Origin of the sequence: Mycobacterium sp. E796, assembly GCF_001672815.1 — a bacterium.
GTDB lineage: Bacteria > Actinomycetota > Actinomycetes > Mycobacteriales > Mycobacteriaceae > Mycobacterium.
Map to the genome: position 1 here is coordinate 41928 of NZ_LZKK01000107.1, position 11768 is coordinate 53695.

The following is an 11768-nucleotide window of genomic DNA, read 5'->3' on the forward strand; positions in this document are numbered from 1 at the left end:
GACTACTTGTTCAAGAAGCCTGCATCGACGGGCAAGGTGACGCCGGTGATGTAGCGGGCCTGGTCGGAGACCAGCCACGCCACCGCGTTGGCGATGTCTTCGGCCTGCAGCACTTCCACCGGTAGCGCGTTGCCCAGGCTGCGCGGCTGGTCGGTCTGGGACGCCATCTTGGCGAGCCACTCCCGCGTGAACTCGTTGTTGATCATCGGGGTTTCGACACCCGTCGGATGGATCGAATTGACCCGGATGTTTTGGCCCGCAAGCAGATTCGCGTATACCCGCATCAGCCCCACCACGCCGTGCTTGGCGGCCGCGTAGCCGACCGAGCCGGCGTCGGGACTGCCCACCCCGGCCAGCCCGGCGGCCGAACTGATCAGCACGATCGACCCGCCGCTGCCCTGCTTGACCATGGGCGATATCGCGACCTTGATCGTGTTGTAGACGCCGGTGAGGTTGACGTCGATGACGTCGCGCCAGCCGTCGTCACCGGATGCCATCGGGGCGATGCCGGCGTTGGCGACCACGATGTCCAGCCGGCCGAATTCGTCGAGGCCGGCCCGCACCGCGGCGGAAAGCGATTCGCGATCGCGGACGTCGGCCTGCTTGGCGACGATGCGGGCGCCGGTGTCCTCGACGAGCTTCACGGTCGCCGCCAGGTCCTCCGGGGTGGCCAGGGGATAGGGGACGCTGGCGATCTGCTCGCACAGGTCGACCGCGATGATGTTCGCGCCGTCGGTGGCCAGCCGCACCGCGTGCGCGCGGCCCTGGCCGCGGGCGGCCCCGGTGATCAGCGCGACCTTTCCTTGCAGCGGGGCGTTACCACTCACGCGCGCAGCTGTCCCTTGTCCGGGTCGCCGGCGGGAATCGGCTGCAGCATCTTGATGTCCGGCGCGCCGGCCAGGTGCTCGCCGGCCGCCGTGAACAGCTTGGTGATCGCCGGGGCGGTGCTGTGCACCTTGAGTGCTTCCTCGTCGGCCCACTGCTCGACGAAGACGAAGGTCTCGCCGGTCTGGTGCAGCGAATACAGCTGGCAGCCGGGCTCCTCGTGCACTTCCGATACCGCAGTGGTCAGGATGTCGCGGACGGTGTCGACCGATTCGGGTTTGACGGTCATGGTGGCGACGACGACGACGGGCATGCTCAGGGCCTCCTGGGGGTGAGAGGGGTGGGTGACGGCATGACGTAGATCACCGCTAGTCACCCTACCCAGGCCCGATCAGCGGCATCGCCCGCCCGCCGATGGTTACCAGTGTGGCGGGTGGTGTAGATGAGGCTTTTGCGACTACTCTGAGCGTCATGCCAAGTAAGACCGCCGCCCGCTCCGGAGCCCGAACGAGCAGGTCAAAGGCACCTTCGCGGGGGAGGTCCCGAAGCGCGCGCCCGGCGGCGCCCCGCAAGAAGGCGGGCAGGCCCGCCAAGCGCCGCAACTCCTCGCTGCTGGTCGCCACGGGGCTGACCTGCGGGCGCGCCTTGCGCGCCACCTGGCTGATGGCCGCCCGGGGCACCGGCGGCGCCGCGCGCTCCATCGGGCGCGCCCGCGACATCGATCCCGGGCACCGCCGCGACGGGATCGCGCTGGTGCTGCTCGGCGTCGCCGTCGTGGTCGCCGCGAGCTCGTGGTTCGACGCGGCCCGCCCGGTCGGCGCGTGGGTCGACACGCTGCTGCGGACCTTCATCGGCTCGGGCGTGCTGGCGCTGCCCGTGGTCGCCGCCGCGGTGGCGGTCACGCTGATGCGGACCGAGCCCAATCCCGATGCGCGCCCGCGGCTCATCCTGGGCGGCAGCCTGATCGCCCTGTCGGCGCTCGGCCTGCGCCACCTGTGGTCCGGCTCGCCGGAAGACCCCGAATTGCGCCGCCGCGCAGCGGGATTCATCGGTTTCGCCATCGGCGGGCCGCTGTCGGACGGGTTGACGCCCTGGATCGCCGCGCCGCTGTTGTTCATCGGCTTCATGTTCGGGTTGCTGCTGCTCACCGGGACCACCATCCGGGAGGTACCCGACGTGGTGCGTTCCATGTTCGGCGGCCGGTTGCTCGGCGACGACGACGTCGCCTACGACTACGCGGACGAGTTCGACGACGAGGTCGACAGCGACCGGCCGCGCGACGACTTCTCCGACGGCTATTACGACGAGTCCCCGGAACCGGAGCCGCAGGCGTGGCCGTCGGCCGCCGCCGCGCCGGCCAGTCTCGACGAACCGATCGCCGACGAGACGCCCACCATCCCCGAACCCGGCCGGAGCCGCCGTCGCGCCAAGAAGCCGGAGCCGCTGGTGGTGGACCGGGTGGTCGAGGGGCCCTACACGCTGCCGGCGCTGAGCCTGCTGATCGCCGGCGATCCGCCCAAGAAGCGCAGCGCCGCCAACAATGTCATGGCCGACGCCATCAGCGAGGTGCTCAACCAGTTCAAGGTCGACGCCGCCGTCACCGGCTGCACCCGCGGACCCACCGTCACCCGCTACGAGGTCGAGCTGGGCCCCGGGGTGAAGGTGGAGAAGATCACCGCGCTGCAGAAGAACATCGCCTACGCGGTGGCCACCGAGAGCGTGCGGATGCTGGCCCCGATCCCCGGCAAGTCCGCCGTCGGCATCGAGGTGCCCAACACCGACCGGGAGATGGTGCGGCTGGCCGACGTGCTGACCGCGCCGTCGACCCGGCGCGACCACCACCCGCTGGTGATCGGGCTGGGCAAGGACATCGAGGGCGACTTCATCTCGGCGAACCTGGCCAAGATGCCGCACCTGCTGGTCGCGGGCTCCACCGGTTCCGGCAAGTCCAGCTTCGTGAACTCGATGCTGGTGTCGCTGCTGACGCGCGCCACCCCCGAGGAGGTCAGGATGATCCTGATCGACCCGAAGATGGTGGAACTCACGCCGTACGAAGGCATTCCGCACCTGATCACCCCGATCATCACCCAGCCGAAGAAGGCGGCGGCCGCGCTGGCCTGGCTGGTCGAGGAGATGGAGCAGCGCTACCAGGACATGCAGGCCTCTCGGGTGCGTCACATCGACGACTTCAACGCGAAGGTGCGCTCCGGCGCGATCACCGCGCCGCTGGGCAGCCAGCGCGAATACCGGCCCTACCCGTACGTGGTGGCGATCGTCGACGAGCTGGCCGACCTGATGATGACCGCGCCGCGCGACGTCGAGGACGCCATCGTGCGGATCACCCAGAAGGCCCGCGCCGCGGGCATCCACCTGGTGCTGGCCACCCAGCGCCCGTCCGTCGACGTCGTCACCGGCCTGATCAAGACCAACGTGCCGTCCCGGCTGGCGTTCGCGACGTCGTCGCTCACGGACAGCCGGGTGATCCTGGACCAGGCCGGCGCGGAGAAGCTGATCGGCATGGGCGACGCCCTGTTCCTGCCTATGGGCGCCAGCAAGACGGTCCGGCTGCAGGGCGCCTTCATCACCGACGACGAGATCCACGCCGTCGTCAACGCCTGCAAGGACCAGGCCGAACCCGAATACACCGAGGGCGTCACCACCGCCAAGACCACCAGCGAGCGCACCGACGTCGACCCCGACATCGGCGACGACATGGACCTGTTCCTGCAGGCCGTCGAGCTGGTGGTGTCCAGCCAGTTCGGCTCGACCTCGATGCTGCAGCGCAAGCTGCGGGTCGGCTTCGCCAAGGCCGGCCGGCTGATGGACCTGATGGAGACCCGCGGTATCGTCGGGCCGTCCGAAGGCTCCAAGGCGCGCGACGTGCTGGTCAAGCCCGACGAGCTGGCGGCGACGCTGGCCGCGATCCGGGGCGTGGACGGCGGCTCCGAGGGCGGCGAACCCAACTAGCGCGAGCAGACGCAAAAGCGCCCAATTCCTCGGCGTGTCGGGGGCTTTTGTGTCTGCTCGCGGGGTTAAAGCACCAACAGCATCCGGGAGTTGCCCAGGATGTTGGGTTTGACGTAGCTCAGGTCCAGGAACTCGGCGACACCGATGTCGTAGGAGCGGCACATCTCCTCGTACACCTCGGCGGTGACCGGCGTGCCCTCGATCTCGGTGAACCCGTGCCGGCCGAAGAACTCGGTCTCGAACGTCAGCACGAACAGCCGCTCCAGCTGCAACTCGCGCGCGACCTCCAGTAGCCGGTTGACGATCGCGTGGCCGATGCCCTGGCCGGTCACCGACGGGTCGACGGCGACGGTGCGGATCTCGCCGAGGTCCGACCACAGCACGTGCAGCGCCCCGCAGCCGACCACCTTGCCGTCGGCGTCCTCGGCCACCCAGAACTCCTGGACGGCCTCGTACAGCGTCACCAGGTTCTTTTCCAGCAGGATGCGCCCGGCGTAGGTGTCGACGAGGTGTTTGATCGCGGGAACATCCGACGTTCGTGCGCGCCGGACCACGGGCAAGCGGTCGCGTGAGCTTTCGGTCACGGGTAACAGTATCGGCAACGGCGAAGGGAGCGCTGGTCAACGGTTATTCTGATGCCGTGTCGGCACAGCCTGAAACGCCCGGGATGGCTGGCCGCGCCCGCATCGCCAACCTGGCCAACGTCCTCACGCTGCTGCGGCTGGTGCTGGTCCCCGTCTTCCTGTTCGCGTTGTTCACCGGCGACGGTCACCAAATCGTCGGGCGCGTAGTCGCTTTCGTGATTTTCGCCGTCGCCTGCCTGACCGACCGGTTCGACGGTTTGTTGGCCCGCAACTACGGAATGGCGACCGAATTCGGCGCGTTCGTCGATCCGATCGCGGACAAGGCGCTGATCGGGTCGGCGCTGATCGGTCTGTCGATGCTAGGCGACCTGCCGTGGTGGGTCACTGTGGTGATCATGGCCCGCGAGGTCGTCGTCACGCTGCTGCGGCTGGCCGTGATCCGCCGCGGCGTCATCCCGGCGAGCTGGGGCGGCAAGCTCAAGACGGTGGTTCAGGCGCTGGCGATCGGCCTGTTCGTGCTCCCGCTGACGGGACCGTTCCGGGTGGTGGCGGCGGTGGTGATGGGTATCGCGATCGTGCTCACGGTGGTGACCGGCATCGACTACGTCGTCGCGACGATCAGGACCGTCAGGCGAGTTCGCCAGACGACCGGCTGAACGGGAACCAGGCCGCCCTCGGCGGCGTTGACCCTTATGAGTGCCTGCTGAATGGGGTCTGTTTTTCGTGCTGAGCAGGGCTGACTGGACTAAGGAGGGCGGGATGCCGCCATTGATGCGCGAGGTCATCGGCGACGTGTTGCGCCGGGCCAGGACGTCACAGGGCCGGACGCTGCGGGAGGTCTCGGATTCGGCACGGGTGAGCCTCGGATATCTCTCGGAGGTGGAGCGCGGCCGCAAGGAGCCGTCCAGCGAGCTGCTCAACGCGATCTGCGACGCGCTGCAGGTGCCGCTGTCGGCGGTCCTCACCGGCGCCGGGGAGCGGATGGCCAGCGCGGAACACGCGGCCCACAACGCCGCGACCGCCGGGGCGAGCAGCACCATCGACGCCAGCACCAAGGTCGTCATTCCGCCGGTGGCCTCGCTGGCCGTGGCCTAGCCCGAACGCGCCAGGGGGGCGGATCCCGCGCAGGGGTGGGGCGATCGTCGCCGACCCATTAAATTGAGCGGCAGGGCGCCTGCCCGGCATACGAGAAGCGAAGGTGGAGCTGACTGATGGCCAATCCGTTCGTCAAGGCGTGGAAATACCTGATGGCGCTCTTCAACGCCAAGATTGACGAGCACGCCGACCCCAAAGTGCAGATCCAGCAGGCCATCGAGGAGGCGCAGCGCCAGCACCAGGCGCTGACCCAGCAGGCGGCGCAGGTGATCGGTAACCAGCGCCAACTCGAGATGCGGCTCAACCGGCAGCTGGCGGACATCGAAAAGCTCCAGGTCAACGTCCGCCAGGCGCTGACGCTGGCCGACCAGGCCACCGGCGCGGGCGACGCCGCCAAGGCCGCCGAGTACAACAACGCCGCTGAGGCGTTCGCGGCGCAGCTGGTGACCGCCGAGCAGAGCGTCGAAGACCTCAAGACGCTGCACGACCAGGCGCTGTCCGCCGCGGCCCAGGCCAAGAAGGCCGTCGAACAGAACTCGATGGTTCTGCAACAGAAGATCGCCGAGCGCACCAAGCTGCTCAGCCAGCTCGAGCAGGCCAAGATGCAGGAACAGGTCAGCGCGTCGCTGCGCTCGATGAGCGAGATCGCCGCCCCGGGCACCACCCCGAACCTCGACGAGGTCCGCGAGAAGATCGAACGCCGCTACGCCAACGCGATCGGGTCGGCTGAACTCGCCCAGGGCTCCGTGCAGGGCCGCATGCTCGAGGTCGAGCAGGCCGGCATCCAGATGGCCGGCCATTCCCGGCTCGAGCAGATTCGCGCGTCGATGCGCGGCGACGCGCTGCCGGCGGGTGGGACGCCCGCCGCCGGGGCCACTCCGGCGCCCGCCGAGAGCGCCGGCGGTCAGGTCGTCGAGAAGCCCTTTGGTCAGTAACGCCGCGGACGGTTCGCGATGGCGGTGAAAGCGGCCCAGCGTTCGCCATGGCGGGCGGCGTTGCAGCGCGGATTGGACACCGCCGCAGACCTTTCCGACTTCGTCGCCCAAAAGATCAGCGCCGCCGCCGATCCGCGGGCGCGGTTGCTGCGCCGCCGGCGCCGCGCCCTGCGCTGGGGTGTGATCTTCGGCGTCGGCTGCCTGTTTTGGATCGTGGTGACGGGCGTGCTGGCGGCGTGGGGCTGGTTCGCGCTGCTGCTGGAGGTCACCGGCGCCATCGCGGTCGTGCTGGCGATCCCGGCGACGCTGTTGCTGCTGCGGTACCGCTGGCTGCGCGCCGAGCCGCTGCCGGCACAGCGGCCCGCCAACACCCGCCGGCTGCCGCCGCCGGGCTCCGCCGCGCGGCCCGCGATGTACGCGCTGGGCGCGTCCGAGCGTGGGTTCGTCTCGCTGTTGGGCGTGATCGAGCGCGGCGCCATGCTGCCGGCCGACGAGATCCGTGATCTGACCGCCGCGGCCCGCAAAACCTCTTCGGCGATGGCGGCCACCGCCGCCGAGGTGGTGTCGATGGAGCGGGCGGCGCAGTACGCCGAGTCGTCGCGGTCGTATCTGGTGCCCACCATCAACGCGTTCACCTCGCAGTTGAGCGCCGGCGTGCGTCAGTACAACGAAATGGTCACCGCCGCAGCGCAATTGGTGTCATCGGCGAACGGCGACGGCGCCGGTGCGGCGCACCAGCGCTACCGCGATGAGCTGGTCGGCGCGACCGATCGCCTGCTGGGTTGGGCGCAGGCGTTCGACGAGCTGGGCGGGTTGCCGAAGGCCTAGAACGCCTAGAACGCCTAGAACGAAGCCTTCAGCGACGGCACGACCAGCGCCGCCAGGCCACGCAGCGTCGCCTTGAACATGTCGAAGAAGTCAAAGTAGTCCCGCCACAGCGTGATTCGCCCGTTGTGCACCTCGAACACGCCGCAGACCCAGAACTGCAGCCGCAGCGGGCCGACGATCAGCGCGTCGGTGCGCTCGGTGAGCACCGCGGCGCCGTCGGCGGCGATGCGGTGGATCTTCACCTCGAACGCCCCGCGGCCCTCCATCGCGCGGAACAGCTTGATCGCCCGGTCGCGGCCGCGGATCGTGGGCAGGCCGACGTTCTCGTAGACGAGGTTGTCGTCCAGCGCGGCCTCGGCGGCCTCGAGGTCCGAATCTTGAAGCGCGTTCAGGAAACCCTCGACCGTGCGGGTGTTCGCGACGCCTGTGTCAGTCAGCTCGGTCATGGCCGCCAGCCTATTCGACCGGGGCTGTGCGTGGCGGCGCTGCGCTGTGGCAGGGTGGGGTCGATGCGCGTCGCCGTGGTCGCCGGGCCGGATCCCGGGCACTCGTTCCCCGCGATCGCGCTGTGCCAGCGCTTCGTCGAGGCGGGCGATCGGCCCACCCTGTTCACCGGCGCGGAATGGACCGACGCCGCCCGCGCGGTCGGCATCGAGGCCGCCGAGTTGGACGGGCTGGCCGCCACCGACGAGGACATCGACGCCGGCGCCCGGATTCATCGCCGCGCCGCGCGGATGGCCGTGCTCAACGTCCCGGCGCTGCGCGACTTGGCGCCCGACCTGGTGGTCTCCGACGTCATCACCGCGGGCGGCGGGATGGCCGCCGAGCTGCTGGGGATCCCGTGGATCGAGCTCAACCCGCATCCGCTGTACCTGCCGTCGAAGGGGCTGCCGCCGATCGGCAGCGGGCTGGCGCCGGGCACCGGCTTCCGCGGCCGGCTGCGCGATGCCGGCATGCGGGCGCTGACGGGACGATCCTGGCGCGCCGGCATCAAGCAGCGCGCGGCCGCCCGGCTCGAGATCGGCCTGCCCGCCGTCGACCCGGGGCCGCTGCGCCGCCTGATCGCCACGCTGCCCGCCCTCGAGGTGCCGCGCCCGGACTGGCCGGAGGAGGCCGTCGTCGTCGGGCCGCTGCACTTCGAGCCCACCGATCGGGTTCTCGAGGTCCCGCCCGGCCCCGGGCCGGTGGTGGTGGTCGCGCCGTCGACCGCGTCGACCGGGACGTCGGGCCTGGCCGAAGCCGCGCTGCAGTGCCTGATACCCGGGGAGACGCTGCCTGCGGGCTCGCGCCTGGTGGTCTCGCGGCTGGGCGGGGCGGAGCTGACGCTGCCGCCGTACGCGGTGGCCGGCCTGGGGCGCCAGTCCGACCTGCTGGCGCACGCCGACCTGATGATCTGCGGCGGCGGTCACGGGATCGTGAGCAAGACGCTGCTGGCCGGCGTGCCGCTGGTCGTGGTCCCCGGGGGCGGGGACCAGTGGGAGATGGCCAACCGGGTGGTGCGCCAGGGGAGCGGACGGCTGATCCGGCCGCTGACCGCCGACGCGCTGGTGGCCGCCGTGGGTGAGGTGCTGTCGTCGCCCGGCTACCGCGACGCCGCGCGCCAGGCCGCCGCCGGCATTGCCGACGTCGCCGACCCGGTGCGGGTGTGCCGCGAAGCGCTGGCTTTAGCGGGGTAGCTCCGTGGGTATGTTGGCGAGCGTGCGGCTGACGGAGTTCAACGAGCGGGTTGTGTTGCGGTTCGGTTCCACCTATGGTGCGTCGGTGCTGGTGGATCACGTGCTGACCGGGTTCGGCGGCCGCACCGCTGCCCAGGCGATCGAGGACGGGGTCGAACCCCGCGACGTCTGGCGTGCCCTTTGCGCCGATTTCGACGTGCCGCGCGATCAGTGGTGAGTGTGCTTTGGCGGCGTTAAGTGTGAGCTGGCGGCGCGATCGGAGCATTTTTATCGCCCTGGACGCACACGCAAAACCTTGGCTGCACACTCAGCGGCCCGGGCGCCCCGTCCGCCGAAACACGCAGTCGCCGCAGACCGATCGGCCTGGCACGCGATAGAACAGGCAACAGCTGCGACGCCGGAAGCCCAGGTGTGAGCCGGTGATCACGCCGGACCCGGCCAGCATGCCGGTGTCCAGCAGGGACTCGGTCATCGCGATGATCGCGGGCCGCAGGTCGGGGCGCGCGACGAGCAGCGCCCGGGACGCCCCGACCAGCGCGGACGCGATGTTGCCCGCCAGCAGGGCGGGCGCCAGCTTGACGCGGAGGCCGGCGGCGAACGGTTTCATGTGCCCTCTGACGACGAGGCGGTACAGCAACTTCGCCGACGGCCGGTCGACGGCCTGCCCGACGGGCTCGGGGATGCGCAGCTGCGCCCCGTCGTCGGCGCGTTGCAGGCATTTGAGATCGGGGATCACGCCATGGGCCAGCGCACAGGCCAGCACCGGCGACCACAACCGCGTGGCGTGGCCGAGGTGAACCAGCGAGGCGGCGATCCGCAGGTCCGACGTGTGATAGCGCCGGGCGGTGGCGTCGATCAGGTCGGCGAAGCCGTCGGCGTACGACTGCCCGACCGGATGCCACCCCGCCGCGTCGCCGCCGACGGTGAACGTGAAAAACCTTTTGTAGGAAGATATTTCGGCCAGTTCGGCAGAAATGTCCATGCGCAGCCAACCCTCTCTGGGGAAATCCGCCCCAGTTCTCGTGAGGAAGCGCTGACGGTGAGTATCTGGCTCTCGGGTCGGGACGTGTCCGTCCCCGATCACAGTGGCGGGACCGCACCGGATTCGCACCGGTTTCCTCAAGGTTGTCAGCCCCGTCAGCGCCTTGTCGGTAGCAAATGTTGCCACACGCCGTCGGGCGCCCGGCGTGTCACCTTGAATCGAACAGGTGTTCGTCTACTGTGGTGAGCGTTCGGGGACTTGTCGGACCCCGCGCCTAGGGTCACCGCCAACCGACCGATACCGGTCAGAAGAACCCAACGACGATAGGAAGAGGCACCATGACGCAAGCCCCCGACCGCGAAAAAGCCCTCGAGCTGGCGATGGCCCAGATCGAGAAGAGCTACGGCAAAGGCTCGGTGATGCGTCTCGGCGACGAGATGCGCCAGCCGATCTCGGTCATCCCGACGGGATCCATCGCACTGGACGTGGCATTGGGCATCGGCGGCCTGCCACGTGGCCGGGTCGTGGAGATCTACGGCCCGGAGTCCTCGGGTAAGACCACCGTCGCGCTGCACGCGGTGGCCAACGCCCAGGCCGCCGGTGGCGTCGCGGCGTTCATCGACGCCGAGCACGCCCTGGACCCGGATTACGCCAAGAAGCTCGGCGTCGACACCGACTCGCTGCTGGTCAGCCAGCCGGACACCGGTGAGCAGGCGCTGGAGATCGCCGACATGCTGATCCGTTCCGGCGCCCTGGACATCTTGGTCATCGACTCGGTGGCGGCCCTGGTGCCGCGCGCGGAGCTCGAGGGCGAGATGGGCGACAGCCACGTCGGGCTGCAGGCCCGGCTGATGAGTCAGGCGCTGCGCAAGATGACCGGCGCGCTCAACAACTCGGGAACCACGGCGATCTTCATCAACCAGCTCCGGGAGAAGATCGGCGTCATGTTCGGCAGCCCCGAAACCACCACGGGCGGAAAGGCTTTGAAGTTCTACGCGTCGGTGCGCATGGACGTGCGCCGGATCGAGACGCTCAAGGACGGCACCAACGCGGTCGGTAACCGCACCCGGGTCAAGGTCGTCAAGAACAAGGTGTCGCCGCCGTTCAAGCAGGCCGAATTCGACATCCTCTACGGCCGCGGCATCAGCCGGGAGGGCTCGCTGATCGACATGGGGGTGGATCAGGGCTTCATCCGCAAGTCCGGTTCGTGGTTCACCTACGAGGGCGAACAACTCGGCCAGGGCAAGGAGAACGTGCGCACCTTCCTGATGGAAAACGCCGACATCGCCAACGAGATCGAGAAGAAGATCAAGGAAAAGCTCGGCATTGGCGCCGTGGTGACCGATGACGACGTCTTGCCCGCCCCCGTCGATTTCTGAGCCCTCCCGCGAGGAGCAGGCGCGGGCGCTGTGCCTGCGCCTGCTCACCGCGAGATCGCGTACCCGGGCCGAGCTGTCCGGCCAGCTGTCCAAACGCGGATATCCCGACGACGTCGCCGAGCGGGTGCTCGACCGGCTGACCGCCGTCGGCCTGGTGAACGACGCCGAGTTCGCCGAGCAGTGGGTCGAGTCCCGGCGGGCCAAGGCGGGAAAGAGCCGGCGCGCGTTGGCCGCTGAGCTGCGGACCAAGGGCGTCGGCAAAGAGCTGATCGGCGCCGCGCTGGCCGGGATCGATGCCGCCGCCGAGCGGGACCGCGCCGAAGAGCTGGTGCGGGCCAAGCTGCGGCGCGAGACGCTCAGCGACGACGACGCGCGGCTGAGTCGCCGGCTGGTGGGGATGCTGGCGCGCCGCGGCTACGGCCAGAACCTGGCCTGCGAGGTGGTGCTCGCCGAGCTGGCCGCCGAACGGGAGCGCCGCCGGGTCTGAGCTGGGGGTT

14 protein-coding genes and 1 riboswitch are annotated in these 11768 nt (G+C 69.6%); of the genes, 9 read left to right on the top strand and 5 right to left on the bottom strand.

Annotated features, from left to right (window positions below):
• Window positions 1-2 precede the first annotated feature (2 nt).
• Together A5706_RS08750 and A5706_RS08755 are read right to left on the bottom strand one after the other, a co-directional pair.
• A complete protein-coding gene (locus A5706_RS08750) occupies window positions 3-827 on the bottom strand; it encodes a mycofactocin-coupled SDR family oxidoreductase (RefSeq protein ID WP_068129132.1) in 825 nt (274 codons plus the stop codon).
• Complete coding sequence (locus tag A5706_RS08755; RefSeq protein ID WP_068129134.1) at window positions 824-1138, bottom strand: putative quinol monooxygenase; 315 nt, start codon at window positions 1136-1138, stop codon at window positions 824-826. The genes A5706_RS08750 and A5706_RS08755 overlap by 4 nt, the downstream gene beginning before the upstream one ends.
• A gap of 101 nt (window positions 1139-1239) precedes the next feature.
• Between A5706_RS08755 and A5706_RS08765 the strand changes: the two genes are divergently transcribed.
• Window positions 1240-3792, top strand: coding sequence for a DNA translocase FtsK (locus A5706_RS08765; RefSeq protein WP_197517790.1), 2553 nt, complete (start codon window positions 1240-1242; stop codon window positions 3790-3792).
• A 65-nt stretch (window positions 3793-3857) separates the two neighbouring features.
• On the opposite strand, the gene A5706_RS08770 is transcribed toward A5706_RS08765, so the two are convergent.
• Window positions 3858-4376, bottom strand: a complete 519-nt coding sequence (locus A5706_RS08770) for an amino-acid N-acetyltransferase (protein WP_142282043.1) — start codon at window positions 4374-4376, stop codon at window positions 3858-3860.
• 83 nt (window positions 4377-4459) lie between these two features.
• Between A5706_RS08770 and pgsA the strand changes: the two genes are divergently transcribed.
• The 4 genes from pgsA (at window position 4460) to A5706_RS08790 (ending at window position 7234) form a co-directional block, all read left to right on the top strand.
• Window positions 4460-5032 carry a CDP-diacylglycerol--glycerol-3-phosphate 3-phosphatidyltransferase gene (pgsA, locus tag A5706_RS08775; RefSeq protein ID WP_068129142.1) on the top strand — a complete coding sequence of 191 codons (573 nt, stop codon included), beginning with the start codon at window positions 4460-4462 and terminating at the stop codon, window positions 5030-5032.
• Between the two features lie 103 nt (window positions 5033-5135).
• Window positions 5136-5471 (top strand): transcriptional regulator ClgR, encoded by a 336-nt coding sequence (gene clgR / locus A5706_RS08780; RefSeq protein ID WP_068129144.1) that lies wholly within the window; start codon window positions 5136-5138, stop codon window positions 5469-5471.
• Window positions 5472-5587: 116 nt separating this feature from the next.
• On the top strand, window positions 5588-6406 hold the full coding sequence (pspA, locus tag A5706_RS08785) for a phage shock protein PspA (RefSeq protein WP_068129146.1): 819 nt from the start codon (window positions 5588-5590) through the stop codon (window positions 6404-6406).
• A gap of 18 nt (window positions 6407-6424) precedes the next feature.
• On the top strand, window positions 6425-7234 hold the full coding sequence (locus A5706_RS08790) for a hypothetical protein (RefSeq protein WP_068129148.1): 810 nt from the start codon (window positions 6425-6427) through the stop codon (window positions 7232-7234).
• A gap of 14 nt (window positions 7235-7248) precedes the next feature.
• Here the strand turns inward: A5706_RS08790 and A5706_RS08795 are convergent, their stop codons facing one another.
• Window positions 7249-7680 carry a limonene-1,2-epoxide hydrolase gene (locus tag A5706_RS08795; RefSeq protein ID WP_068129149.1) on the bottom strand — a complete coding sequence of 144 codons (432 nt, stop codon included), beginning with the start codon at window positions 7678-7680 and terminating at the stop codon, window positions 7249-7251.
• Between the two features lie 63 nt (window positions 7681-7743).
• Here A5706_RS08795 and A5706_RS08800 point away from each other — a divergent pair, with 63 nt between their 5' ends.
• Both A5706_RS08800 and A5706_RS08805 read left to right on the top strand, forming a co-directional pair.
• The gene (locus tag A5706_RS08800) at window positions 7744-8910 is read left to right on the top strand and encodes a glycosyltransferase (protein WP_068129210.1); all 1167 of its coding nucleotides are present in this window, start codon (window positions 7744-7746) and stop codon (window positions 8908-8910) included.
• 10 nt (window positions 8911-8920) lie between these two features.
• Entirely contained in the window at window positions 8921-9127 is a 207-nt protein-coding gene (locus A5706_RS08805) for a DUF3046 domain-containing protein (RefSeq protein ID WP_068129151.1), read from the top strand.
• A gap of 90 nt (window positions 9128-9217) precedes the next feature.
• Here A5706_RS08805 and A5706_RS08810 read toward each other — a convergent pair whose 3' ends face one another.
• Entirely contained in the window at window positions 9218-9892 is a 675-nt protein-coding gene (locus A5706_RS08810; protein WP_068129152.1) for a (2Fe-2S)-binding protein, read from the bottom strand.
• Window positions 9893-9930: 38 nt separating this feature from the next.
• Window positions 9931-10064, bottom strand: a riboswitch (cobalamin riboswitch).
• A gap of 166 nt (window positions 10065-10230) precedes the next feature.
• Here A5706_RS08810 and recA point away from each other — a divergent pair.
• Window positions 10231-11271 (top strand): recombinase RecA, encoded by a 1041-nt coding sequence (recA, locus tag A5706_RS08815; RefSeq protein ID WP_067009078.1) that lies wholly within the window; start codon window positions 10231-10233, stop codon window positions 11269-11271.
• On the top strand, window positions 11237-11758 hold the full coding sequence (recX, locus tag A5706_RS08820) for a recombination regulator RecX (RefSeq protein ID WP_068129154.1): 522 nt from the start codon (window positions 11237-11239) through the stop codon (window positions 11756-11758). Before recA ends, recX begins: the two co-directional genes overlap by 35 nt.
• Window positions 11759-11768: the final 10 nt, after the last annotated feature.